The organism is Butyrivibrio proteoclasticus B316, from assembly GCF_000145035.1.
Lineage (GTDB): Bacteria > Bacillota > Clostridia > Lachnospirales > Lachnospiraceae > Butyrivibrio > Butyrivibrio proteoclasticus.
The window spans coordinates 3,417,031-3,442,543 of sequence record NC_014387.1 but is presented as its reverse complement, the minus strand read 5'-3'; the positions used below and the strand labels follow the sequence as shown (position 1 = coordinate 3,442,543).

The following is a 25,513-nucleotide window of genomic DNA, read 5'->3' as shown; positions in this document are numbered from 1 at the left end:
AAAAAAATGATAATGGATAGAATCTCTTGGTATAGTTCTTTCCTGCACTGAGAAAGGGGCATGAATATGAATATTTTGGAAATCAGAAATTTATGCAAAGTATATGGTCAGGGGGAGACAAGAGTTGATGCTCTGAAAAATGTCTCTTTTGACGTGGAACAGGGAGAATTTGTGGCAATCGTCGGCCCATCCGGATCAGGTAAATCAACCCTTCTTCATATACTTGGGGGAGTCGATGTACCGACCTCAGGAACCTGCAATATTGCAGGCACTGATATAGGTAAACTTGACGAAACAAAGCTTGCAATCTTCCGCAGAAGAAACATCGGGCTTATCTACCAGTTTTACAACCTCATTCCAATTCTGAATGTGGAGGAGAACTTGACACTTCCAATCCTTCTTGATGGCAAAAAGCCGGATAAGGCCCTTCTCAATGACCTTGTGGAAAAGCTTGGATTAAAGAGTAGACTGTCTCACCTTCCAAACCAGCTATCAGGCGGACAGCAGCAGAGAGTATCCATCGGACGTGCACTTATGAATCATCCGGCCCTCCTCCTTGCAGATGAGCCAACAGGAAATCTTGATTCTGAGAACAGCAAGGAGATCATCTCACTTCTTCGCAAGTTCAACAAGGAAAACAACCAGACCGTTATCATCATTACTCACGATGAGAGGATAGCTCTTTCTGCTGACAGAGTGATCACAATTGAGGATGGCCAGATTACCAGGGATTCAGGGAAAGCCGGGGTGATCGCATCATGAATATCATATCGAAGTTAACACTAAGGCACCTTTTGGAAAACAAGAAAAGATCTGTAGTAACAATTCTTGGTATAGCTACTTCAACAGCGCTTATCAGCGCTATTCTTCTGGGTGTATTTTCTTTCTTTAACTTTTTTGGCTATATATCAGTTCAGACTTCCGGAGCTGCACATGCTGCTTTTGAGAAAGTGTCAAAAGAGCAGTATGAGGCCCTTCTTGCGGATGATACATTAAAGGCAGTTGGCCTAAGGGAGGTTGAAGAAGAAAAGACAGGCGTAAGGTTATTAACGAATACAGAGGAAAGATTCAGAGTCGGGAACATAGACCACGCTACACAAGAAGATTTTGAAATGAGAGTTGTTTCAGACTACGAGGGTACCTTGCCTTCAAACTCGTCTGAAATAGCGGTGGAAGAAAAGTTCCTTACAGATAATGGACTGAATCTAAAGGTTGGAGATAAGCTCACATTTGAAGAGGGCTACAGATACTTTGACAATGAGCTTGAAGGCTTTGGATACCTTGGTGGGAATTACAGGTCTGACGAATTATTTAAAGCAAACTCTACAGAGACCTGCACCATTACAGCAATTCTGCATGGAAACCGCGCTACCAGGGATTGGGATATTCTCAGAGGAATGGATGAAAACTATTATCCAAACCAGGATAAAGCTAAAGTCTCTATAATGCTTAAAAAATGTGACAGATCATCGATCAAACAGATAAAGACTCTGATCAAAAACTATGGAATCAAAAAGTACACGATAAATACTGAGTATCTTCTTAGCAGATTCGCTTTTGAAGGTAGTGCCGGTTCCTACAAAAGATTTTTTGTACTTATGGGAATTGCACTGGCAATTGTAATAGCAACTTCAGTTATCCTTATATTTAACTCTATAGGGATGTCCCTTACAGAGAGGATGAGATATCTTGGGATGTTGGCAAGCGTTGGTGCCACGGCCCGTCAAAAGAGATTTTCAATCTACTACGAAGTCTTTGTACTAGGCCTTATTGGTATTCCACTGGGACTTCTCTTTGGATATATAGGAACAAAGATAACGCTGTCTATACTTGGAAGAAGAATCCTTGAAGCAGATATCCTGGCAGGAGCTGAGGGAATGAGGGGCACGATTTCAATAGTAGTCCAGCCACCTGTGATTGCAGCTATTATTATCTTTTCTGCACTTACAATATTGATTTCTGTTTTGGTGCCTGGAATTAAGGCGGCCAGGATCATGCCTATAGATGCCCTCAGACAGAGCACAACCATCAAGATTAAGGCAAGAAAACTACGTGTCAATCCGCTTATCAGCAAGATATTTGGTTACGAGGGAGAGCTTGCCTACAAGAATATAAAGAGAAATGGAGTTAAAGGAAAGGTGATCACAGTGTCCATTGCTGTTTCTATAATACTTTTCCTGACTCTCAATTTCTTTTGCAGATCAGTGGACAGAGCTAACAGTTATAACGTTGATATTCCCTATCAGATAATAGCTTCCTGCTTACTTGATGAAAGCGACAGGTTAAGAGAAGAAATCATGGAGATGGATGGAGTAACAGATGTTTATTGTTCTGGACTGATCCATTTCTCCTTAAAAAAGCAACCAGAGGACACGTATACAACTCTGGCCAACACAGATATTGCTGATAGAGCTTTTTTGACAGAGAGTTTTAGAGAAAAGACCGATGCCTTTGATCTGTATACTATGGCTGTAGAAATAGTTGATGATGAAGATTTTAATGAGATACTTGATAAAAACGGGCTTTCCAGGGAGGATTACTATTCGGGTAAACTTAGAGGAGTTCTACTAAACAGCTATTTTCATGAGGCTAAGGATACACCTGTATTTAATGAAGGCATCATTGGTCAGAGCCTTCATTATGACGAGGTCATGGGCTTTCCGCCTGCAATTGAAGTGGCTGCTCTGGTTCCCTATACAGATGACAGTAAAGTCTTTGACTATATACCAAAAGGGACAATGACAGTATTTGTTCCCAGGTCAGTTTATTATGAGAAGGCAAAAGAGGTACTTCCTGAGGATAAGCTGACGCTGGACCTTGCAGTTGAGACTACAGATAATAAGGCTGTTTATTCCAAAATCTATCAGCTTCTGATGGAAGAGGGATATCACAATTATTATTGCACAGATCTAACAGATTCCCTGAAAGTAATGGACACTATTACACTTATGCTCAACACGGCTATGTACGGCTTTTCAGCATTATTGACGCTTATAGCTATTGCAAATATTGTGAATACTATTTCTACAGGTGTCCTCTTGAGGAGAAAAGAGTTTGCTATGTATAAGTCGGTAGGCCTTGATAATAGAGGTTTTAAAAAGATGATATGGCTTGAAGTGTTCCTATATGGTTTTAAGGCCTTGTTCTGGGGACTTCCGATATCTCTTTTCTTAAGTTTCATGATGTACCGTTCATTTGATTCTGAGCTGTTTACTTTTAGTCCAAACCTTGCCTTTTATGGCGTGGTTATAGTTGCCGTATTTGGAATACTGGGAATCAGCATGGGCCTTAGCATACACAAGATCAAGGACGACAATATCATAGAAGCCCTGAAAGAAGACGCAGTCTAAGTTACAGCTGCACCTTCTGCATTTCGTAGTAGAAGCCCTTCTTGTCAAGGAGCTCCTGATGGGTTCCCTGTTCAACAATACGTCCTTCATGGATTACCAGGATCAGGTCTGCGTTTATGATGGTGGAAAGTCTGTGGGCAATTGCGATAATTGTCCGCTTTCCAGCCATCTGACTGATCGCAGCCTGAATCTGTTTTTCAGTCTGAACATCTACAGAAGCAGTAGCTTCGTCCAGAATTATGATAGGAGAATTCCTGAGTATAGCTCTGGCAATAGCTACTCGCTGCTTCTGTCCACCGGAGAGCCTGAGTCCTCTTTCTCCAACCTGAGTATCATATAGCTTTGGCATATTGAGAATGTCGTCGTGAATATTGGCCGCCTTGGCAGCAGCTATTATTTCCTGTCTTGTGGCATCAGGCCTTGCGTAGCCTATGTTCTCGGCAATTGTGCCGTTAAAAAGAAATGTATCCTGCAGAACTGGGGAGATGTTATGCCTAAGGCTTTCAAGAGTCACGTGCTTAATATCTTTTCCATCAATCAGAACGCGGCCATGCTGAGGGTCATAGAATCTGGAAATCAGCTGAGTTGCAGTGGTTTTACCAACTCCAGTAGGTCCTACAAGGGCAACCATCATCCCTGGTTTGCAGGAAAAAGAAACATCTTTTAAAACAGGAACTTCGTTGCTGTAGTGGAAACTTACATTTTCAAAGGCAACAGCTCCCTTTACATCGGTGAGTTCTTCTGCGTCCTCTGAATCAGAGATAGCTGAAGGAGTATCAAGGATGAGGGCAACTCTTTCTGCACCAGCAAGTGACTGTTGAAGATCTTCTATGAGTCTGGCTAGTCCTGATACCGGCTGGTAAAAGAGCGAGAGATAGAGCATAAAAGCAACGATATCCGCAACCCCAAGCTGATTCTTGTAAGCAAGGTAACCACCGAAAAATACTACAAGAATTGTTCCGATGGATGAGAGAAACTCAACACTTGGATGGAAGATTCCACTGGCTCTTAGTGCCCGCAACATAGCTCTGACCTGATCAAAGCTCTTGGTTTTAATGCGCTCACTTTCATATTTTTCCTGGCCAAAAGCCTGTATTTCGTGAAGGCCTGATAATGAATCCTGAAGTTGTGCATTGAGTTCGCCCATACTCTTTTGAGAAGCCCTGAAAAATGGCCTTACGACCTTGGCAAAGATAACTCCTGAAATAAGAATAAGTGGTATTGGGAAACATGTAATAAGTGCAAGCTTAACATTTACTGTAAGTAGAATGACAAGGACCCCAACAAAGGTCACGACATTAGTGATCATATCAGGGATCATGTGGGCATAGAGGAGCTCGAAGTCCCTTGTGTCATTGACAATCCTGCTCATAAGATCACCTGTCTGTTTATCATGGAAAAAGCCAAGATCAAGACTTTGAAGTTTGTCATAGAGTCTGCTTCTAAGGTCGCCGACAAGATACCAGGCGGCCCTGTGAGCAAGATAATTACTAAGAAATCTAAAGAGTACTCTTAGAAGATACAGAATAAGGAGTGCCAGAGCCAGTCCTTTTAACTGTGAAAGAGCAGCTTCATCTACACCTTTACCAACTATTCCTACCATATTTGAGAGAACCTTTGGAGCAGTGAGATTGACTGCTGTTAATCCAAATGTTGCCAGAATTGCAATTACATATAACCCCTTGTAGCGCGCTGCTTCTTTGGTCAGCTTCCACAATACTTTCCATACACCCATGTTTCATACCTTCCCCGTATTTATTCTATGACTATATTATAAAAAAGTTTATTAAAAGTATAGTGGGCCATTAAATTTGATACAAGTAAGATGCTCTTTAAATGCGCATGGAACGTATATTTTTGAGTTTTTTGGTGTTTTTTATTGCGTATCACTCTTTAATACTTTAAAGTAGTGATTGGTATGAAAAAATTATTGGAGGAATCAGCAATGACACAGACAATCAATGAATTAATAGGCTCAGTAGTACAGATACTTCTTTTTACGTTGATACCATTTATATGGTGGCTTATAACTGCAAGGAAAAAGGAGAATTTCTTCTCCTGGATAGGGCTTAAAAAGCCAGTTGGGGATAAGAAAAAAATACTATTATTCATTCTTGGTGCATTTGTCATATGTGAAGTGGTCGGTATGATCCTGAATAATACCATTTTGAAAACTGAATGGAATGTATCACCGTTTGCGGGAGAAGGAATTGGCGGACTTTTGGCCGCAGTTTTGTATTCTTATTTTCACACAGCATTTTCCGAGGAAATAATCTATCGTGGTTTCCTTCAGAAAAGACTTCAGAAAGCACTTGGGTTTACGGCAGGAACACTTGTGCAAGCTTTCATTTTCGGAGCATCGCATGTTATTCTGTCATATAATCTGATCACATTTACTGAAGGCGTTGCACTACTTCTTTATCCGATGCTACCTGCAATTCTCATTGCATTTATCAATGAAAAGAAATGTGAAGGTTCAATACTTCCCGGCTGGCTCATTCACGGAACATTAAATGTAATAACACATGTATCTCAGTTGTGGTAAAGAAAAAAGATGCATTCAAATATAAGCAAATTGCCTGTATTTGAATGCATCTGATGTAGCTGTTTAGTATTAACTCGACTATATACTTGTTTGAATTGGAATCTGCTGCATTGTCATCAGGTTGACGTTAGTTCAGATCACCATAGAAATTATCGATATTTTCTTCGGGAAGAGTGACAGGATTCCAACCGTAATCCTGATATTTGGTTATGCTCAGGTCATTGTCAGCAACATAGTTTGCAATGATCTGGGCTCTTGTTTTTTCCATAGCTTCGCGATCTGACATTAGGTTAATAAATGCATCATATTTATCGCCGAATATTTCCTTGGCGGAAGCATCGAAGTCTGAACCGTCGGCTACTACGTCCATCCCGGTTACTATAAAGCCCTTTTCCGGATCATATTTGAGGTGGATAAGTCCCGGGAAACTACCGCCTGATGTACATAGAAGTGTGTCGCCGTCGAGGTCATAGTTATATACCCAGAAATCACCATACACTTTGATATCAGATTTATCAGCATCGTCAATTTCCAGTATTTGAGGAGATGGGATGCAAACATCATAGTCATCAAAGTATGCGCCAAGTTCATCTCTAAGGTAATCATACAGGACTAAGTAGAAGAGCTCTGGGCCGGGATACTCGTAGCGTGGAAGCGGACTATTCGCATTAGAAGCCTCCTTATCAGAAGCCTCTGATGTGGTTTCAAGCTCAGTAGTTGAATACTCAGTAACTTCTGTGATCACAGTCTTGGCACCGCAGCCTGCAATTGCAGAAAAAACAATCGTTGCAATAAGAATATTGGTTAAAGATGAAAATCTCTTTTTATTAAACATATCTTTACATCTCCCTTCCTCATCGTTAATTATATACGAAAAAAAGTAAAAAATGGCAAAAGAAAACCTCAGGGGTATAAAAAACTCCTGAGGCTTAAATATGTCAGTTCTTTTTCATATTCCTAATGACAAAGAGTGTTCCAATCATAAGTACAATTCCTACACCAAGGCAGATGATCCAGTTTCTGACAAATCCGGAAACAATGTAAGAAGCAAAAGATACAACTGCTGCTGTCATAGCATATGGGAGCTGAGTTGAAACGTGCTTGATGTGGTCACACTGAGCGCCTGCACTTGCCATGATAGTAGTATCTGATATCGGTGAGCAGTGATCTCCGCAAACAGCGCCGGCCATACATGCTGAAATAGAAATGATCATTAGTTCATTATTCATGTTTGAACCAAACACATTAACTACGATAGGAATAAGAATTCCAAAGGTTCCCCATGAAGTTCCGGTAGCAAAAGCAAGGAAAGTAGCTATTACAAATACGAGGGCAGGAATGAAACTCATAATTGCGCCGTTATCTGCAAAGTTTTCAAAGATGCCTGCCACATAAGTTGCAGCTCCAAGGGAGTCTGTCATGGATTTCAGCGTCCAGGCAAATGTCAGTACCAGGATAGCCGGAACCATACTCTTGAAACCTTCAGGAATTGAGTTCATGCAATCTTTGAAGCTGAGAACTCTTGTAGCCATGAAAAAGACTATTGTGAGCAGAAGTGCTACAACTGAGCCGTAAACAAGACCAACAGAAGCATCTGCATCGGAAAATGCCTGAACAAAACTTGCGCCATCAAAGAATCCACCGGTATATATCATTCCGATGATACAGCAGATAATAAGAGAGACAATTGGGAAGATCAGGTGGATGACTTTACCCTTCTGTGAAGTAGGAGGATGTGGCTGATCGCTTGCGCCGAGCAGGCCTTCACCATCTCCAAATGGAGCATTAAAATCTTTTATCTTCATATGTTCTTCTGCAAGTTTCATTGAACCATAATCAAAGTTCATAAGAGTAAGAGCAAACATCATGACGATGGTAAGAAGTGCATAGAAGTTATAAGGAATGGCTCTTACGAAGAGAGTCAGACCGTTAACACCATCAACGAAGCCTGTTACAGCGGCTGCCCAGGAAGAAATAGGAGCAATGATGCAGATAGGAGCAGCTGTTGCATCGATAAGATATGCAAGCTTTTCTCTTGAAATCTTGTGTTTGTCTGTTACGGGGCGCATTACTGAGCCTACAGTCAGACAGTTAAAATAGTCATCAATAAAGATTAGCATTCCCAGGATAATAGTAGCAATCTGGGCACCGGTCTTGGTTTTAACATGGGTAACTGCCCATTTTCCAAAGGCTGCAGAACCGCCGGCTCTGTTCATGAGCATAACCATGGTTCCTAGAACGACCAGGAATATGAGAATTCCAACATTCCAGGAATCGGAGAGCTGACTTATCATACCATCTACAAAGACGTGCTCTATTGTTCCTGTGAAACTAAAGCCGGAGTACAAGAGACCTCCAACTACAATTCCAATAAACAGTGATGAATATACTTCCTTGGTAATAAGGGCAAGAGCAATAGCAATGATTGCCGGAAGTAAGGACCAGAAAGAGTTAATGAACATTTTTATCTCCTTTACATTAACGTGTTAAAGTTATCTCTATTATTTTACGGAATGTTTATAATTGTCAATGCTAAATATTCATGATAGAAAATAGCCCTAATAGTTTCCGGATAAATTGGAAGTCATGGGTAATTCTGAAAAAATAGCACCTTGGGATTTTCCAGGTGACATTATATAATTAATCTGCAATTTTAGAGGGAAAACCATAATAGGATAGGAGTAGCTAAGGTATGATCAGAAAATACAAAATAGGAAATCCCATAGAAACAGATTCAGTTGTAGTTGATATCGGTTTGGAAAATGAAGTAATCCCTTACTTTGAAAAGAATGATGAAAAGAAAGAGTTAGCTCTTTTGCTGGGGAAAGATGATCAGGTATACGGACTTGGAGAAACTGTGCGCGGAATCAACAAGAGAGGCTATATCTATACGAGCTTTTGCGCTGATGATCCTAACCATACAGAGGATAAGCGTTCTCTTTATGCTGCACAGAATTTCTTTGTTGTATGGGGAGTTAACAGTGTTTTTGGAATGTATGTTGATACACCGGGGAGAGTGTCATTTGACATAGGTTATTCAGATAAGGACTATTTTCTTATAGATTTTGAGGATTTTGATGCTTATATATATGTAATTGAAGGTTTGGATGTTTTGGATATAGTTAAGCAGTTTAGGGGAATTATCGGTAAGAGCTATATTCCGCCAAGATGGGCTTTTGGCTTTGGTCAGAGCAGATGGAGCTATATGAATGAACAGGAGGTAAGAGAGGTTGTCGATAATTACGACAAGCAGGGAATACCAATCGACAGTGTTTACCTCGACATCGATTACATGGAAAGATACAAGGATTTCACTGTAAGTGATGAGAGATTTCCTGAGTTTGAGTCTTTTGTGAAAGAGATGGCGGATAAGAATATTCATCTTGTTCCGATCATTGATGCAGGAGTCAAGATTGAGGAAGGATACGACGTCTACGAAGAAGGTGTTAAAAACGACTATTTCTGCAAAAAAGAGAATGGGGATAAGCTTGTTGCGGCTGTATGGCCGGGAAAGGTTCATTTTCCAGACTTTTTGAATGAAGATGCCAGAAAGTGGTTTGGAGATAAGTACAAGGTTCTTTTGGATAAGGGAATAGATGGCTTTTGGAATGACATGAATGAGCCTGCTATTTTTTATACAGAGGATCATCTGAAAGAGGTATTTGAGCAGCTTCATGACTTTGAAGGCAAGAACCTTGATATAGAGTCATTTTTTAATATGCAGGGAATTGTTGGCGGACTTGCCAATAATGATGAAGATTATAGAAGATTCTATCATGAGTATAAGGGCAAGAGATATAGACATGATAAGGTTCACAACCTCTTCGGTTATAACATGACGAGGGCAGCAGGAGAGGCATTTGAGAGATTGTCTCCGGATAAGAGAATTCTCATGTTCTCAAGATCATCATATATTGGAATGCACAGATACGGCGGAGTTTGGTGTGGTGATAATAAGTCATGGTGGAGCCATCTTCTTCTCAATATTCAGCAGATGCCTGCACTTAATATGTGCGGATTTTTGTATAGCGGAGCAGATGTAGGCGGTTTTGGGGCAGATGTGACTGAGGACCTTTTGATGCGCTGGATAGAGTTTGGCATATTCACACCTCTTTTCAGGGATCATTCTGCAAAAGGCACAAGAAGACAGGAATTATACAGGTTCAAGGATACTACAGGATTTAGAAATATCATTCAGCTCAGGTATGCTCTTATTCCTTATCTTTATTCTGAGTTTATGAAGGCTGTTAATAATGATGAAATGCTGTTCAAACCTCTTTGCTTTGAGTATTCACAAGACGAGATGGCAAGAGAAGTAGAAGATCAGCTCCTCGTAGGAGAGAGCATCATGATAGCCCCAGTTTACAAGCAGAATGCTAAGGGAAGATACGTATATCTTCCTGAAGATATGAAGCTGTGCAGATTTAGAAGCTTTGATGATTATGATGTTGAAGTTATAGGAAAAGGCCATCACTTTATTTCTGCTGAGCTAAATGAAGTACTTGTATTTATCAGAAAGGGCCATGCGCTTCCTATTGCTGCTCCGGCAAGCAGAACAGAGAAAATTGATTATTCTGATCTTAAATACGAGTGCTATGAATGCCAGGGAGAGGACTACGACTTGTATACAGACGATGGAATCTCACGCTAAATGATGATATGGGATTTGTTTATATTTTGTTGATTTAATACCATGAATAACAAAATCAATGCTTTGTTATTACGGATTTTGAGGCTTTTAGTGGAATAATTGATAAAAAGTAATAACAAGAGCCTGAATACTGGAAGAGTGGTATTACATTTTTTACATTTTGAATCGAGAAATTAGAATTTACATAATAACAATAAGGGGATTTTATTCTACATGGTATTATTTCAACCTTGAGCATAATACCATGTAGGGTGGAATCTCCTTGTTGTTATTACAGATAAAACAAAAGACCCCAGATAAAATCTGGGGTCTAAAAAAGCGATAGACGGGGCTCGAACCCGCGGTCTCCACCTTGGCAAGGTGGCGCTTTACCAACTAAGCTACTATCGCGTTTCATATGTTGTTGTCTGCGCGACAACAAAGTAATTATTACACTAGAGGCTATAGTTTGTCAACGGTTTTTTTACCATAATTAAAGTATTCTTTTCTTTATGTTCAATCCCACAAATCTTTTGGAAAGCTCTTTATAAGATTATCCTGAAGTTCAGACAAATCGGGAACTTCAGGAATAGGCATCTTAAGCCCTTCTTCAACTGTGGTACAAACAGGATAATCATATCTTCCTGTACTATGGTAGTAGTCATCGTATTTGAAACGATCGTCTTTTTCGACACAATCCAATAGAATTGCTGGAATGCCATAAGCTTCGGCAATAATACAGCCATGAAGTGAGCTGCTGATGATCAGTTTGCTGTTATATATCTGGTCAATTGTCTTTTTCCAGTCATTAGTTAGAACATCAATCTGGTTATCTATGCCTTTATTTTTACGATTCATATGAAGAATAACTGAATATTCTTTCTTTTCGTCATATTCTTGTGGAGTATATATAAGAGGCATCAATACACCTGGATCTCCAAAAAGGCAACGACTGACATCATATCCGTTTTCCATAAGTCTTCTTTTGGTTTCTGGGCCTCTGACACATCTGATATCAAGCTTTCTGTAGCTGCTACGTTTCCACACAGATCCTTCAGGATCTGTCCGCAGTAAACCGCTTCCCCAAACGGTTGCGTCCTGATATCCCAAAAGAATGATCGATCCGATTGTATATAAATGCCTGGTCTTTTTTACCTTTTTATTTTTATCCAATCCGAATCTGTCTGTCATATAGTCATAAATTGGAAGAGCGAGGTAATCTCCAAAATTCTGTTTGTCTGTATCGATTTTATAATAAACATTTTCACCAACAGACTTCCAGATAGGGGTCCAGTTGAGATTTATTCGTTTTCTTCTAGCGGGATAATTGATCATTGAAAGAATTACCCCGTTTCTATTTATAATTATAAAGGCTTTTCGCAGCTTGGCATTCAAGGCTTTCATGTTCATAATTAAATCTCCCCCCAAATTGTATGAATATGATTAGTATAACTGTAAATTAGACTTTTCAAAAGATATAGCGAAGATAATTTGCTGTATTTCTATATCATATGGTGTTAGAATCTACTTTTGGCATCTATATCATAATATTATGATATATATTTGTGATAATTACGATAGTCATATATCAATTCGTATATTATAATGTGAAGCACAAATTTTATTGCGTGAAGATATATAATAGCTTTGTGAGCAACTAATAATTGGTAAATACTTGTACAAAGATAAATATAGTAATGGAGATGTTATGAGCAAAAAAGAAATCACTACCGCAAATGCAGTAGCAATAATTAAAAAGAGAGAAGGACGTGAGTTCAAGGCAGGCGGTGCCTGGATCTATGACAATGAAATAGACAGAGTGGAAGGCTCTTTTGAAAATGGTGATGTTATAGAAGTCCACGATTTTGATGACTATTTTCTTGGATACGGATTTATAAATGAGAAGTCCAAGATAAGGATCCGCATGATGTCCAGGAAAAAAGATCATCCGGTTAATGAAGAGCTTATTGAAAAAAGAGTCAGAGATGCCTGGGAGTATAGAAAGGCAACTATGGCTGACTATATGCTCGAGTATCTGGCGCCTGACAATAGTGATAATAGCTATGCTCTTGGTGCAGATGAGTACACAAGACTTTCCTGCAGACTTATCTTTGGCGAGGCAGATTTCCTTCCCGGCATCACAATTGATAAGTTCGCAGATGTACTTGTAATTGAATCACTTGCTCTTGGAACGGATCGCATGAAAGATATTATCCTTGATAAGTGCAAAAAAGTGCTGGCTGAGGATGGAGTACAGATAAAGGGAATTTACGAGAGAAGTGATGCCAAAGTTCGTGAGCTTGAGGGACTTGAGCGCACTAAGGGATTTATAGGAGATAAATTTGATACCAAGGTTTTAATAGAAGAAAATGGTGTCAAATACTATGTTGATGTGGAAAATGGCCAGAAGACAGGCTTTTTCCTTGACCAGAAGTTTAATAGACAGTCAATCAGAGGACTTTGTAAGGGTAAAAAAGTACTGGACTGCTTTACACATACCGGCTCTTTTGCCCTGAACGCTGCTGCAGGAGGAGCTTCATCAGTTCTTGGAGTTGATGCATCAGACCTTGGATGCAGACAGGCCGAAGAGAACGCAGCACTTAACGGGCTAGAGAAGATTGCATCTTTCCAGTGTGCAGATGTGTTTGAGCTTCTTCCTGATCTTGAGAAAAAGGGCGAGAAGTTTGACGTGGTAATCCTCGATCCACCTGCTTTTACCAAATCCAGAGCTTCTATCAAGAAGGCTGCTACAGGTTATAAAGAAATCAATATGCGCGGAATGAAGCTTGTCAAGGACGGAGGCTATCTTGCAACCTGCTCTTGTTCGCATTTCATGGATGAAGAATTATTCTTAAAAACAATTGCGGATGCGGCAAGAGATGCACACAAGCGCCTAAGGCAGGTTGAATTCAGGCAGCAGGCGGCTGATCATCCAATTCTTTGGGGTGGCGCTGCTTCATATTACCTTAAATTCGTGATTTTCCAGGTATGTGACGAAATATAATATTTTTTTAATTATTATTTCATTTTCATAATTTGAACATTCAGACATGCCGCACTACAATTATGGTATGAAGAATGAACGCAGACAACCTAATATGCGTGATAGGACGCATAAGCAGACTATGCGTGGCGATTACCTTTCGGATAAACAGTATGTGGTAGTTGCCATCGCTCTTTTGATGACGCATATTTTGCTGGAACTGTTCTATCTGTGGCTTGGCTGTATACCGATGGCTTTGATAAACATAGCCAGCATTTTGATATATGTAGTAAGTATCATAGTAATTGTCAGTAACAAAGTGTTGGTGTCGATATGGATAATGGTCTTTGAAGTGTATTTGCATGTAGTTTGCTGCTGCATTTTCCTTGGCATAATGTGTGGATATCAGCTATGGCTTTTTGGTACATTATCTTGTGTCTTTTTACCATTCTTTTTGCCGGGGCTAAATGGATTTCAGAAAAAGCAGATTGGAATATTCAGCGTAGTTATTATAGGAACTTTTATGATACTTACTACGCTTGGAAGACAAAATCTTTTACCAACCAATTATAATGCATCACCTGAAGTTGCCAATGTCTTGTACTATGTAAATGCATTTTTGTCGTTTTCTGGGATCATGTTTTATGCGGCGGCGTATAACAGCAGAATGTCGGAGAAGAATATGGAACTTCAGATGGCGGCTGAACATGACTTTTTAACCGGCATCTATAACAGGCAGAGAATGCAGAAGATACTTGATGCAGAGATTTTGAGGGCACAGGAACTTGATGAGAACCATTTGATGGTTGCCATTGCAGATATCGATTTTTTCAAGAAGATCAACGATACGTATGGCCACGTTACTGGTGATGAAGCGTTAAAAGAGCTCACGAAAGTCTTTTCAAGGTATTTTGATGAGGGACTGTTATATGGAAGATGGGGCGGAGAGGAATTCCTTCTGATAGCTCCGGAGAACGTGACTTATGCTGAGTTTGGATCAATGCTTGAGGATATCAGGAAGCAGGTTGAAGATAATGAATTTATGTCAGGAAATGAAATGATTAGATTTACGATATCTATCGGTGCGGCCGAATATAAGAAAGGGATGACGTCTGAGCAGCTTATGAATACTGCTGATGACAAGTTATATATTGCCAAGGAAACCGGAAGAAACAAGGTGGTTTACTGACAAAAATAGATTGTATGCAAGATAAAAGAGTGTTAGAATCGTGGGTATGAGGTCATGGAGGACTTCTATACCTTTTTTATAGAAGGAATTATTATTAGGAGGATTTGAAAATGCCAGGAATGACAGATTACGATTTACTTACTCAGCAGCTATACTCGCTTGCGGAGGATGAAAATTTTTACTTACCGGTGCTGTCCAACGCATCAGCACTTTTATATGAGAATCTTGAAGACATTAACTGGGCAGGATTTTATCTGATTGACAAGGGATCTCTTTTGCTGGGACCATTTCAGGGCAAAGTTGCATGCATCAGGATTCCGCTTGGAAAGGGCGTTTGCGGAACAGCTGCCAAGGAGGACAAGACTCTTTTAGTAGCAAATGTTCACGAGTTCTCCGGACATATTGCCTGTGACGCAGCTTCTAATTCAGAGATTGTAGTTCCTATTCATTGTAATGGCAAAGTGATAGGCGTTCTCGACATAGACAGCCCAAGCTTTGACAGATTCAAGTTTGAGGATCAGATAGGACTTGAGAAGTTTGTTAAGGCGATTGAGGAAAAAACAGATTTCTGCAGGTTTAACGGACTGAACGAGGAACAGTTCCGTGCTGAGTGATTGGAATTAAGTAGATATATTAATAAAACAGATCAAACACAGAAGGGAAACGTCATGGCAGGAAAGATATCTTTTTCAAGTGATTATACAAAGGGCGCTCATCCCAGGATTCTTCAGAGACTGACAGAAACCAACTACGAGCAGATAGATGGATATGGAACAGATGATTACTGCAAAAGTGCTGCAGATAAGATCAGGAAGGTCTGCGCAGCTCCGGAGGCGGATGTCTTTTTCCTTGTTGGAGGAACACAGACTAATCAGACCATAATAGATATGCTCCTTGAGCCCTACGAGGGAGTTGTGGCTGCGCAGACAGGACATGTTGCAGCTCATGAAGCAGGTGCCATTGAATTTTCAGGCCACAAGGTGTTAACTGTTCCAAGTCTTCCAAGAAAAAGCACAGGATCAGCAGAAAGTGATGAGTCCGGTTCTGCTGCGAGTGGCTCTCACCGAGCTGTTTATTCTGATCAGGTAGGCAAGATAAGTGCAGCAGAGGTCAAAAAGCTGATTGATGACTTCTACGCAGATGATAATCACGAGCACATGGTATTTCCGGGTGCAGTGTACATCTCTCATCCAACTGAGTATGGTACACTTTATTCAAAAGCTGAACTTGAAGAACTGTCCAAAGTATGCAAGGAATATGATATTCCACTTTTCCTTGATGGCGCGAGACTTGGATATGGTCTTATGAGTAAAAGAACTGACGTAACAATTGAAGATATAGCAAGGCTTGTAGATGTTTTCTATATTGGAGGCACTAAGGTGGGAGCACTCTTTGGAGAAGCAGTCGTGTTTCCACATAAAGTCCCTACCAGACATCCTGTGCCAATCATCAAGCAGCACGGAGCACTTCTTGCAAAGGGATGGCTTCTGGGACTTATGTTTGACACTCTTTTTACAGATAATCTCTATTTTGATATCAGCGCAAATGCAATCGAAATGGCAGAGCTTCTGAGGAAGGGGCTTGAAGAAAAGGGCTATCAGATATATATTGATTCGCCAACTAATCAGCAGTTCATAGTTATGGAGAATAACAGACTTCAGGAGCTGTCTGAACATGTAAGATATGGCTTCTGGGAGAAGTTTGATGATACACATACAGTTATCAGGCTTGCAACAGACTGGGCTACGACCAGAGAAGATATTGATACACTTATGAGTTTTCTGTAATACTCATATGTGCGGTTCAAGTCATTTTCGAATTTCAATAACAAGACCGGCAAGCGAATGTATGCTTGCATACAAATTCATTTGCCGGTCGTAAGAACATGGAGCACTAAGTGCGGAATGTTCGTGTGCAGAATCGAGTAGGAATCAGCCTACTCGATTTCTCAATCAGTAGCATTCAGTACGTGGAACAATTTTCATATTCTCATATGTGATGTTTGTGCAATACTCTATATGGATATCCTCAATTCCTTCTGCGGGTTCTTCCATTTCTATATCTTTGAATTCTACATTTTTGATTTCATATCCCGGAACATCAAAGCCGCACAGGAGTATTGAAGGACAGTCATGCCATTCGTTATGACCTGCATTGTTGTCAAGGTACCTTCCCAGCAGGTGCATTCGTTCAAACCTGCAATCCCCAAGAATTGGAGGAACCTTGGAACCCTCACCGTCATCGTTATAACCAACAGAGTGCATCTGTATATGTGAAGCAGTGATATCACGGACTAGGATATTTCTGACATAACCGCCGCGTTTCTTGGTTGCCTTTATCTCAATACCTGACCACGTAGGTCCCATTTGGCAGTCCCACAAACGGACGTCCTCAACACCACCTGACATTTCACTTCCAATACATAGGCCATGTCCGAAATGTGTAACGCTGTCAAATACTCTTATGTGTTTGGTTGGCCTGTTTATCACATTTCCCTCAGGATTCTTGCCTGATTTGATGGCTACAGAGTCATCCTCTGTATAGAAATCACAGGCATAAAGCGTTGAATTAGTAGAAGAGTCCGGGTCCCAGCCATCACCATTCCATACTCCTTCAGATTTTAATGTGCAGTGATCGGTTACAATCTGGTCTGAGTAAATAAAGTGAATATTCCATGAAGGTGCAAATCCAAGTGTCAGACCATGGATCCAGATATTCTGACAGTTACTCATGTTGATGAGACGGCCTCTGAATCTGCTGGCGATAGTTTCCGGCTTCTCATACTCTTTTATCTTATCTCCAAGAGAAGCAATATAGTCCCTGAGGCGTTCACCTTCGATTCTCGCAATAGACTTGGCAAGCGCAGCACCGCCGCCCATAATGGATCCTTCTCCTCGGATGATCACATTTTCACAGTTAAAACCTGAACTATGATCAAGCTCGCCCAAATTCAGCAAACTTCTATAGCACTCCATTTCATAGCCTTCAAAGCGACTGTGAATCTTTGGAAGATAATCAGCGGGATCTTCTGTTCCCTGCAAAAGAGCTCCTTCCTCCAGGTAAATTTCTGAGTTTGAATGGACATTAAGAGCGCCTGTTAAATATGTTCCTTTTGGGAAAAAGACAATTGAATTCTCATCACAGTCATCAAGGGCCTTCTGAAGCGCAGCGGTATTGAGCGTTTTGCCATCGCCTAGGGCATTATAAGGTGACGTGGTTACGTCGATTTTTCTTTTGACTTTACCTGTTCGAACAGTAATGCGGCCAAGACATACAGGCTCAGAGCCATTTACATGTCCTTCCGGATATATGATCCTGATCTCGACGTCCAGAGCTGTGTCAGGAGTAAGATCAGTGAGAGAAATGTGAGTTTTAGTTATTTCTTTATATAAAGAGCCATTAATAAGGCAAAGATATCTGCAGCTAAGATCAGCGTCAAGAGGCATATCCCAGAACACTTCAGCCTCAGAGTCAGTTGCTCTATAGTCCAGTAGAAAATCAAAATCCATCATAGTAACCTCCATATTACAAAGAGAAAATAGTTAATAATTCTACTATAGTGAACGGCAGATTTATTTGCATCTGTTATAGGTAAATCATACAAGTTCTATGCAAGGTCTTCAAATAAAAAACGCTACAAATTCATGCATATTCAACTATGATCACCTGTTAAAGATATGCAATCCAAATTGTGCAAAACAAAGGTGAAAATCAGCAAAAAGACTAACACTTTTATATGGGAAAGATTATAATATTTATGTACGAAAAAATGTTGTCGGAAATAGGGGTGACAACATAAAGATGCACATGCATCAATAACAAATTTCAGGAGGCGTGGTATGAAGAAATATTTAGCAGAATGTATTGGTACAGCAACACTTGTGGTTCTTGGATGCGGAACAGCTATGCTGGTTGGATGCGATGCGGCAAGCGGTTCAGGATATCTTTTGACAGCGCTTGCATTTGGTCTGACAATAGTTGCAATGGCTTATTCTATCGGTAATATCTCAGGATGTCATATTAACCCTGCTGTTTCACTTGGAGTGCTGATTAGCGGTGGAATGGAAGTGAGCGAATTTGTTGGTTATGTAATCTCTCAGTGTATTGGTGCTTTTGCAGGCGCCGGAATTCTGGCTCTTATCTTTGGCCTCGGCGGTGTTGAAGACAAGACAGGCGGATTTGGATCAAACGGCCTTGCAGGCGTAGGTGGAAACCCTGTTGCAGGTCTTATAGTTGAGATTATTCTTACATATATTTTTGTAACTGCAATTCTTGGGGTTACTTCCAAGAAGGCAAATCATGGCTCTTTTGGCGGACTTGTAATTGGTCTTACGCTGGTAGTTGTTCATATTCTCGGTATTGGCCTTACAGGAACATCAGTAAACCCTGCAAGAAGCTTCGGCCCGGCTCTCGTTGCAGCATTTACAGGAAATACAGAACCACTTGCAGCTCTCTGGGTGTTCATTGTTGGACCACTTGTTGGAGCAGCATGTGCAGCATTTGTGTATAAGGCATTAGAAGAGAAGTAATAAAAAAATATGAAATGAGCATTTCCCGGTTGTGTAAAAATGCAGCCGGGAAATTTTTTATCTTGCATAAAAAAATAATTAATAGTAGAATGTGTCCATAATAGACAAAAGCAATGACGAAGACAGTAGGTAGTAAGCGAAGCCTTCAGAGAGCCGGCGGTTGGTGCGAGTCCGGTGCAAGTAGATGCTATTCGAAAATCACTTCTGAGCTGCAGAATCGAAAGGTATTAGTCGAAATCCTGTAGATTTTTGCCGTGAATCCTGGCGTTAACGGGAAACGTATTCAACCTGAGGGATGTCCGAGGGCGCGTATGTGTAAACAGGTGGTATAACGAGATTAGATTAATTTGCTCTCGTCCTTTTTACAAAGGACGGGAGCTTTCTTTATTAAGAAAGGAGCTCAATATGTATAACAAAGTCGAAACTGACATGAATTTTGTCGGCAGAGAAAAGAAGATTGAAGAATTCTGGAAAAATGAAAACATATTCCAGAAGAGTGTTGATACCCGCAGCAAGGGTGACATGTATATGTTCTATGATGGCCCGCCAACAGCTAATGGTAAGCCACATATCGGACACGTTCTTACACGTGCTATCAAGGATATGATTCCAAGATACCGTACAATGAAGGGATACACAGTTCCTCGTAAGGCTGGTTGGGATACACATGGTCTTCCTGTTGAGCTTGAAGTAGAGAAGATGCTTGGCCTTGATGGTAAGGAGCAGATTGAAGAATACGGAATGGAGCCTTTCATCAAAAAGTGTAAGGAATCCGTTTGGAAATATAAGGGAATGTGGGAAGACTTCTCCGGCACAGTTGGTTTCTGGGCTGATATGGAGCACCCATACATCACATATGACGACAACTTCATTGAGTCAGAGTGGTGGGCTCTTAACGAAATCTGGAAGAAGGGCCTTCTTTATAAGGGATTTAAGGTAGTTCCTTACTGCCCACGTTGTGGAACACCTCTTTCATCACACGAGGTAGCACAGGGATATAAGACTTTAAAAGAGCGTTCAGCTCTCGTTCGTTTCAAGGTTAAGGATGAGGATGCATATTTCCTCGCATGGACAACAACACCTTGGACACTTCCTTCAAATATCGGCCTTTGCGTAAACCCTGATGAGAAATATGTCAAGGTTAAGGCAGCTGACGGAAATGTTTATTATCTTGCACAGGCACTTGCTGATAACGTTCTTGGTTCACTTGCCAAGGAAGAGGGACAGGCTGCCTATGAAGTTCTTGAGACATATGTTGGTACAGATCTTGAGTACAAAGAGTATGAGCCACTTTATCAGTGCGCAGCTGACGAGGCTGAGAAACAGCACAAGAAGTGCTTCTTTATCTACTGCGATAACTATGTAACTATGACAGATGGTACAGGTATCGTACACATCGCTCCTGCATTCGGTGAAGACGACGCTAGAGTAGGACGCAAGTATGACGCTCCTCTTGTACAGATGGTTGATTCAGAAGGTAAGCTCAAGCCTGAGACTCCATTTGCAGGCATGAGATGCAAGCCTACACAGAAGGAGATGGATGAGGGTGCAATCAGTGCAGATCCAGAGGTATTAAAGGATCTTGATAAGAGAGGACTTCTCTTTGGCGCACCTAAGATGGAGCACGACTATCCACACTGCTGGAGATGTTCAACACCTCTTATTTACTATGCTCGTTCATCATGGTTTATCAAGGTTACAGAGGTTAAGGATGACCTTATCCGCAACAATAAGGAGATCAACTGGGTTCCTGAGTCAATCGGTAAGGGACGTTTCGGCGACTGGCTTGAGAATATTCAGGACTGGGGTATCTCCCGTGACAGATATTGGGGAACACCTCTTAATATCTGGGAGTGCGATGACTGTGGACATCAGCTCTCTGTTGGTTCCAGAAAAGAGCTTGCTGAGCTTTCAGGCGATCCTAGCGCAGAGACATGTGAGCTTCACAGACCTTATATCGATAAGTTTGAGATTACTTGTCCTAAGTGTGGCAAGAAGATGCACAGAGTTAAAGAGGTTATTGACTGCTGGTTCGATTCAGGAGCAATGCCATTTGCTCAGCTTCACTACCCATTTGAAAACAAAGAACTCTTTGAGAAGCAGTTCCCTGCAGAGTTCATTTCAGAAGCTGTAGACCAGACAAGAGGATGGTTCTATTCACTTCACGCAGAGGCAACACTTCTTTTCAATAAGCCTGCATTTAAAAATGTTATAGTACTCGGCCTTGTGCAGGATGAGAACGGACAGAAGATGAGTAAGTCCAAGGGCAACGCAGTTGATCCTTTCGACGCGCTTGAAAAATATGGCGCAGACGCTATCAGATGGTACTTCTATACAAACTCAGCACCTTGGCTTCCTAGCCGTTTCTCAGGTGATGCAGTTATGGAAGGACAGCGTAAGTTCCTTGGTACACTTTGGAACACATATGCATTCTTTACACTTTATGCTAATATCGACGGATTTGATGCTGCTAACTACAAGCTTGAGCTGGATAAGCTTACAGTAATGGATAAGTGGCTTCTCTCCAAGCTTAACAGCTGCGTTAAGGCTGTTGATGAGAACCTTGCAAATTACAGAATTCCTGAGGCTGGTAAGGCACTTGATAACTTTGTTGATGAGATGTCTAACTGGTATGTCCGCAGATCCCGTGAGAGATTCTGGGCTAAGGGAATGGAACAGGATAAGATTTCTGCTTATATGACTCTTTATACAGCACTTGTTACTGTATGTAAGGCAGCAGCACCTATGGTTCCATTCATGACAGAAGAAGTCTATCAGAACCTTGTTCGCAACAGCTTTAAGGATGCTCCAGAGTCAATTCACCTCTGCGACTTCCCTGCTGTAGACGAGAGCCTTATCGATACTAAGCTTGAAAAAGATATGGAAGAAGTTCTTGATATCGTAGTACTCGGCCGTGCTGCAAGAAATGCAGCTAACATCAAGAACCGTCAGCCTATCGGACAGATGTATGTCAAGGCAGAGCAGACTGTAGGTGAGTTCTACACTGATATCATCAGAGAAGAGCTTAATGTCAAGAATGTAGCATTCACAGATGATGTTCGTGACTTTACAAGCTACACCTTCAAGCCACAGCTCAAGACTCTTGGACCTAAGTATGGCAAGAACATCGGAGCTATCAAGGCTTACCTTGAGACTCTTGATGGAAACGCTACAATGGATGAGCTCAATACAAACGGTTCAATCAAGTTCAATGTAAATGATGTAGATGTAGAGCTTGTTAAGGAAGATCTTCTTATTGAGATGGCTCAGAAGGAAGGCTTTGTATCACAGGAGAACTGGGGAATCACAGTTGTTCTTGATACTAACCTCTCAGATGAACTCGTAAGAGAAGGCTTTGTCCTTGAGGTTATCAGTAAGGTTCAGACAATGCGTAAGGATTCCGGCTTCGAAGTTATGGATCACATTAAGGTATCTCTTAATGGTAATGACAAGCTTGCTGAGATCGTTAAGGCACATGCAGACAGCATCTCAACCAAGGTTCTTGCTAACGAAATCGTATACGGCTCTGATGTAGCTAATGCTAAAGAGTGGGATATCAACGGCGAGAAAGTTACTATCGGTGTTGAGAAGGTCTGATAAGAACTGACTTGTAATAAGAAAAACAAATAATATTTGTGAAAAGAAGAGTGAGATAACTAAATTGTTATTTCACTCTTTTTATATGGGTAAAAAAGATTGAAGGAAGAGGTCGGGCATGATAGAATATCCGTAATTAACGATATTAATGGAGGGTGTACAATGACGATTGGACAAAGGATTTTTTATCTATTAGAAGAGAAACATATGACGCAGAAGGAGTTTTCAGATAGAACAGGTATAGCAACAACTACTATTAGCGACTGGCGCAAGAAGAATACTAATCCAGGATCAGATAAGATTATGTCAATTTGTGCAGCCCTTGATGTTACACCAGAATACTTGCTTTCAGGAGTTACGGAAGATAGTGATAGAGGTCGTAATATAGACTACATGGTAATTCCTACTGGAACTGAAGAACGCGAATTGATTGAGATTTTTAATGATATGAACTTTGTTGATAGAGCCCATGTGATGGAATATGCGCGTAAGATTAGTGAGAGAAAATCTCGTTATTGTGAGACGGCTAAAGCTAAGTCTATGGTTAAGATTGCAGAGTTTTGTGACATTGAGGTGTTTATGAATTCAAACTTCGAGGGAGAGCCATTTGTTGACGTGAATTATATCGACGATGATGTTCTTGGAAAACTAGACATACGTAGTGGAGTTATCAGCGGCAACTTTTCCAAGTACGTTCGCCCTGTTATAGAGGCTTGGTATAAAGATAATAAAAATCTTTTGGAATCAATTTGGAACACTAAGAAAATGATGATGATTCCTGCATGGGAGTAATATGGCTTGTAATGTAAAAAAGAAATTGTTGGGATATGAAATATGTACATTTGATAGGGAAGGTACGTTGTTCTGTCAGGATCCAATAGTAGTTGTCAGAAAAGAGCATTTTACAGAAATATATAATTTACAGAAACATGACCATGAGATTGGAGATAGGATAGCAAAGGATGTAACTAGGAATATAATCTATGAATATATAGATGATTCATTTGGCGAAGGGTGAAAACTTCCTTGTTATCCTCATGCTATTTTCTATGGATAGAATTGACTTCTGAACTTAAAGTGGTGAAGTCATAATTTGTGACTTTATGTTAAAGAGAAATGTGCAAAACGGCTTCGGCGAGAAATGATTCGCCGAAGCCGTTGTTTTAAATATAGGTTATGGATATATCAAATTAAAGAGTTGTTCCGCCAAGGATTGACATAAGCCTTAAGAATCCACAGTATCCATTCTCATCAAGAAGTTTATTAACATCGTAGCCTGCTGGAATAGTAACTTTCATTTTTTTGCCCTGATATGTAAATACTACGTTTACATCGATATCAGGACGAGATGCGATTGCACTTATCATAGTTCTATCAAAACATGAAATTGTATCTGTTTCGATATTGAATGCACCGCCAGCAGGAGTATTTCCAACGTGATTAACAACGGCTGCCTGATACTGGCTAGGAGTCATTGTTGACATTGTAAGTGAAACAGTGTGTGCTGGCTTGTCACCGCTAATAGCTGCAATGGCTGCTGGTGCATCTGCAGCAGAACGAGTATCAACAATTGCAAAGTATCCAGTATTAACTACTGTGCTTTCTGATGAAGCATCAGTTACGATTGAGCTTGTGTTCTCAGGAACTACAACCTTGTATGTTTCAACATTTCCTTCGTTATCGTATGATGTAGGAACAATATGGAATATCTTTTTGAGTAAGATTCCACCACCAGGAGTAATCACTCTAAATTCATAACTACCATTTCCGCTATCACGTACGAGTGCTACATTCTCACCAGCATCAATTATCTGGCCTTCAGTATAGCTGGTATACAAATAGAAGGTATCATTAAGTCTAACTGTCGGAGCCTCACCAACACCTCTAAAGCTCTTTGAATGATCATGTCCATCATTCTGGAAGCTTAGGCTATATCCAGCAAAATCGGATAATACGAAGTAGTTTATGGCATTCATTACCGCTTCATTAAGTGCTTCACTTGCACTTTCTCCAGATGAAGATACAATCTGTCCATCAACTTTATATACGGAAATGTCTGGAATATCATCTAATATATCATCTAAACTGCTGTAAGTATTGTTTCCTGTATCTATCTGAATAGCTGCACCGATATCATTGGTTACAGTTCCCATTACAGCAACGTCGCCCTTATGATTGTCATTATCAGGGGTAATCTTGACATCAACGCTTGTTTTATCAACACCATTTCCGTCGATAACAACTGTTGCATCTCCATCGGTAACAACATCGTTAGCAGTACCATCAACATCGCCCTTTACATATACAATTGCGTTATCTGTAGCTTGCACACCAGTACTGTTCTGACCAGTTGCATCAACATCTCCTTCTACAAGAATTACCTCATTTGTACCAGCTGAAATAGCAGTGCTATTATCTGTAGCATCAGTTGTATCGCCGTATGTTGTTGTAGTAATTAATGCGTTTGGATCTGGAACAAATCCGTCTGTAGCAAAAGCAGTTGTAGCTGGAGCCATTGCCATTGTGATTACCATAAGTGTTGCTGTGATTGTTGCGAGAACCTTCTTGTACATTGGATGATTCCTCCTTGAATAAAAAATTAAGAAAATATTTAATAACACACTTTTTACCAATAACTATCGCGCCTCCACGGCGCTGACAAGTACGTATTGTATACCTGACCAATAAAA

19 protein-coding genes and 1 tRNA gene are annotated in these 25,513 nt (G+C 40.6%); 13 read left to right on the top strand and 7 right to left on the bottom strand.

Going from position 1 to position 25,513, the window contains the following annotated elements:
* Positions 1–66: 66 nt before the first annotated feature.
* Both BPR_RS14545 and BPR_RS14540 read left to right on the top strand, forming a co-directional pair.
* Positions 67–762, top strand: coding sequence for an ABC transporter ATP-binding protein (locus BPR_RS14545; RefSeq protein WP_042257184.1), 696 nt, complete (start codon positions 67–69; stop codon positions 760–762).
* Positions 759–3,350: an ABC transporter permease gene (locus tag BPR_RS14540; protein WP_013282247.1), complete on the top strand. Its 2,592-nt coding sequence runs from the start codon at positions 759–761 to the stop codon at positions 3,348–3,350. The genes BPR_RS14545 and BPR_RS14540 overlap by 4 nt, the downstream gene beginning before the upstream one ends.
* A 1-nt stretch (position 3,351) precedes the next feature.
* Here BPR_RS14540 and BPR_RS14535 read toward each other — a convergent pair whose 3' ends face one another.
* Positions 3,352–5,085 (bottom strand): ABC transporter ATP-binding protein, encoded by a 1,734-nt coding sequence (locus tag BPR_RS14535; RefSeq protein WP_013282246.1) that lies wholly within the window; start codon positions 5,083–5,085, stop codon positions 3,352–3,354.
* 183 nt (positions 5,086–5,268) lie between these two features.
* Between BPR_RS14535 and BPR_RS14530 the strand changes: the two genes are divergently transcribed.
* The gene (locus BPR_RS14530; protein WP_081441792.1) at positions 5,269–5,895 is read left to right on the top strand and encodes a CPBP family intramembrane glutamic endopeptidase; all 627 of its coding nucleotides are present in this window, start codon (positions 5,269–5,271) and stop codon (positions 5,893–5,895) included.
* 127 nt (positions 5,896–6,022) lie between these two features.
* Here the strand turns inward: BPR_RS14530 and BPR_RS14525 are convergent, their stop codons facing one another.
* Together BPR_RS14525 and BPR_RS14520 are read right to left on the bottom strand one after the other, a co-directional pair.
* Positions 6,023–6,730: a hypothetical protein gene (locus tag BPR_RS14525; protein WP_013282244.1), complete on the bottom strand. Its 708-nt coding sequence runs from the start codon at positions 6,728–6,730 to the stop codon at positions 6,023–6,025.
* Positions 6,731–6,833: 103 nt separating this feature from the next.
* On the bottom strand, positions 6,834–8,357 hold the full coding sequence (locus tag BPR_RS14520; protein ID WP_013282243.1) for a Na+/H+ antiporter NhaC family protein: 1,524 nt from the start codon (positions 8,355–8,357) through the stop codon (positions 6,834–6,836).
* Between the two features lie 230 nt (positions 8,358–8,587).
* On the opposite strand from BPR_RS14520, the gene BPR_RS14515 reads away from it, so the two are divergent.
* Complete coding sequence (locus tag BPR_RS14515; RefSeq protein ID WP_013282242.1) at positions 8,588–10,546, top strand: glycoside hydrolase family 31 protein; 1,959 nt, start codon at positions 8,588–8,590, stop codon at positions 10,544–10,546.
* A 317-nt stretch (positions 10,547–10,863) separates the two neighbouring features.
* On the opposite strand, the gene BPR_RS14510 is transcribed toward BPR_RS14515, so the two are convergent.
* A tRNA-Gly gene (locus tag BPR_RS14510) sits at positions 10,864–10,936 on the bottom strand.
* Between the two features lie 105 nt (positions 10,937–11,041).
* Positions 11,042–11,935 (bottom strand): polysaccharide pyruvyl transferase family protein, encoded by an 894-nt coding sequence (locus BPR_RS14505; RefSeq protein ID WP_042257182.1) that lies wholly within the window; start codon positions 11,933–11,935, stop codon positions 11,042–11,044.
* A gap of 298 nt (positions 11,936–12,233) precedes the next feature.
* On the opposite strand from BPR_RS14505, the gene BPR_RS14500 reads away from it, so the two are divergent.
* From BPR_RS14500 to BPR_RS14485, 4 genes are all read left to right on the top strand, one after another.
* On the top strand, positions 12,234–13,529 hold the full coding sequence (locus BPR_RS14500) for a class I SAM-dependent rRNA methyltransferase (RefSeq protein WP_013282240.1): 1,296 nt from the start codon (positions 12,234–12,236) through the stop codon (positions 13,527–13,529).
* A gap of 94 nt (positions 13,530–13,623) precedes the next feature.
* Positions 13,624–14,697 (top strand): GGDEF domain-containing protein, encoded by a 1,074-nt coding sequence (locus BPR_RS20030; protein ID WP_167531174.1) that lies wholly within the window; start codon positions 13,624–13,626, stop codon positions 14,695–14,697.
* A 110-nt stretch (positions 14,698–14,807) separates the two neighbouring features.
* Entirely contained in the window at positions 14,808–15,311 is a 504-nt protein-coding gene (locus BPR_RS14490; protein ID WP_013282238.1) for a GAF domain-containing protein, read from the top strand.
* Between the two features lie 54 nt (positions 15,312–15,365).
* Positions 15,366–16,484, top strand: coding sequence for a threonine aldolase family protein (locus tag BPR_RS14485; protein WP_013282237.1), 1,119 nt, complete (start codon positions 15,366–15,368; stop codon positions 16,482–16,484).
* A 165-nt stretch (positions 16,485–16,649) separates the two neighbouring features.
* On the opposite strand, the gene BPR_RS14480 is transcribed toward BPR_RS14485, so the two are convergent.
* Positions 16,650–18,209 (bottom strand): glycoside hydrolase family 28 protein, encoded by a 1,560-nt coding sequence (locus BPR_RS14480; RefSeq protein WP_013282236.1) that lies wholly within the window; start codon positions 18,207–18,209, stop codon positions 16,650–16,652.
* A 327-nt stretch (positions 18,210–18,536) separates the two neighbouring features.
* Between BPR_RS14480 and BPR_RS14475 the strand changes: the two genes are divergently transcribed.
* The 5 genes from BPR_RS14475 (at position 18,537) to BPR_RS14460 (ending at position 23,841) form a co-directional block, all read left to right on the top strand.
* Positions 18,537–19,226, top strand: a complete 690-nt coding sequence (locus BPR_RS14475) for an MIP/aquaporin family protein (protein ID WP_013282235.1) — start codon at positions 18,537–18,539, stop codon at positions 19,224–19,226.
* 113 nt (positions 19,227–19,339) lie between these two features.
* Positions 19,340–19,471, top strand: coding sequence for a hypothetical protein (locus tag BPR_RS21495; protein ID WP_275450169.1), 132 nt, complete (start codon positions 19,340–19,342; stop codon positions 19,469–19,471).
* A 160-nt stretch (positions 19,472–19,631) separates the two neighbouring features.
* Positions 19,632–22,823 carry an isoleucine--tRNA ligase gene (gene ileS, locus BPR_RS14470; protein WP_013282234.1) on the top strand — a complete coding sequence of 1,064 codons (3,192 nt, stop codon included), beginning with the start codon at positions 19,632–19,634 and terminating at the stop codon, positions 22,821–22,823.
* 162 nt (positions 22,824–22,985) lie between these two features.
* Positions 22,986–23,615 (top strand): helix-turn-helix domain-containing protein, encoded by a 630-nt coding sequence (locus BPR_RS20025; RefSeq protein WP_013282233.1) that lies wholly within the window; start codon positions 22,986–22,988, stop codon positions 23,613–23,615.
* Between the two features lies 1 nt (position 23,616).
* Positions 23,617–23,841 (top strand): hypothetical protein, encoded by a 225-nt coding sequence (locus BPR_RS14460; RefSeq protein WP_042257180.1) that lies wholly within the window; start codon positions 23,617–23,619, stop codon positions 23,839–23,841.
* A 172-nt stretch (positions 23,842–24,013) separates the two neighbouring features.
* On the opposite strand, the gene BPR_RS14455 is transcribed toward BPR_RS14460, so the two are convergent.
* Complete coding sequence (locus BPR_RS14455) at positions 24,014–25,396, bottom strand: hypothetical protein (RefSeq protein ID WP_042257177.1); 1,383 nt, start codon at positions 25,394–25,396, stop codon at positions 24,014–24,016.
* Between the last annotated feature and the right edge of the window lie 117 nt (positions 25,397–25,513).

Coding starts and splice junctions, on each gene's coding strand:
- BPR_RS14490 (WP_013282238.1), top strand. CDS start 14,808: ATGCCAGGAATGACAGATTACGATTTACTTACTCAGCAGCTATACTCG.
- BPR_RS21495 (WP_275450169.1), top strand. CDS start 19,340: ATGACGAAGACAGTAGGTAGTAAGCGAAGCCTTCAGAGAGCCGGCGGT.
- BPR_RS14515 (WP_013282242.1), top strand. CDS start 8,588: ATGATCAGAAAATACAAAATAGGAAATCCCATAGAAACAGATTCAGTT.
- BPR_RS14505 (WP_042257182.1), bottom strand. CDS start 11,935: ATGAACATGAAAGCCTTGAATGCCAAGCTGCGAAAAGCCTTTATAATT.
- ileS (WP_013282234.1), top strand. CDS start 19,632: ATGTATAACAAAGTCGAAACTGACATGAATTTTGTCGGCAGAGAAAAG.
- BPR_RS20025 (WP_013282233.1), top strand. CDS start 22,986: ATGACGATTGGACAAAGGATTTTTTATCTATTAGAAGAGAAACATATG.
- BPR_RS14520 (WP_013282243.1), bottom strand. CDS start 8,357: ATGTTCATTAACTCTTTCTGGTCCTTACTTCCGGCAATCATTGCTATT.
- BPR_RS14475 (WP_013282235.1), top strand. CDS start 18,537: ATGAAGAAATATTTAGCAGAATGTATTGGTACAGCAACACTTGTGGTT.
- BPR_RS14530 (WP_081441792.1), top strand. CDS start 5,269: ATGAAAAAATTATTGGAGGAATCAGCAATGACACAGACAATCAATGAA.
- BPR_RS14485 (WP_013282237.1), top strand. CDS start 15,366: ATGGCAGGAAAGATATCTTTTTCAAGTGATTATACAAAGGGCGCTCAT.
- BPR_RS14500 (WP_013282240.1), top strand. CDS start 12,234: ATGAGCAAAAAAGAAATCACTACCGCAAATGCAGTAGCAATAATTAAA.
- BPR_RS14460 (WP_042257180.1), top strand. CDS start 23,617: ATGGCTTGTAATGTAAAAAAGAAATTGTTGGGATATGAAATATGTACA.
- BPR_RS14535 (WP_013282246.1), bottom strand. CDS start 5,085: ATGGGTGTATGGAAAGTATTGTGGAAGCTGACCAAAGAAGCAGCGCGC.
- BPR_RS14525 (WP_013282244.1), bottom strand. CDS start 6,730: ATGTTTAATAAAAAGAGATTTTCATCTTTAACCAATATTCTTATTGCA.
- BPR_RS14480 (WP_013282236.1), bottom strand. CDS start 18,209: ATGATGGATTTTGATTTTCTACTGGACTATAGAGCAACTGACTCTGAG.
- BPR_RS14545 (WP_042257184.1), top strand. CDS start 67: ATGAATATTTTGGAAATCAGAAATTTATGCAAAGTATATGGTCAGGGG.
- BPR_RS20030 (WP_167531174.1), top strand. CDS start 13,624: ATGCGTGATAGGACGCATAAGCAGACTATGCGTGGCGATTACCTTTCG.
- BPR_RS14455 (WP_042257177.1), bottom strand. CDS start 25,396: ATGTACAAGAAGGTTCTCGCAACAATCACAGCAACACTTATGGTAATC.
- BPR_RS14540 (WP_013282247.1), top strand. CDS start 759: ATGAATATCATATCGAAGTTAACACTAAGGCACCTTTTGGAAAACAAG.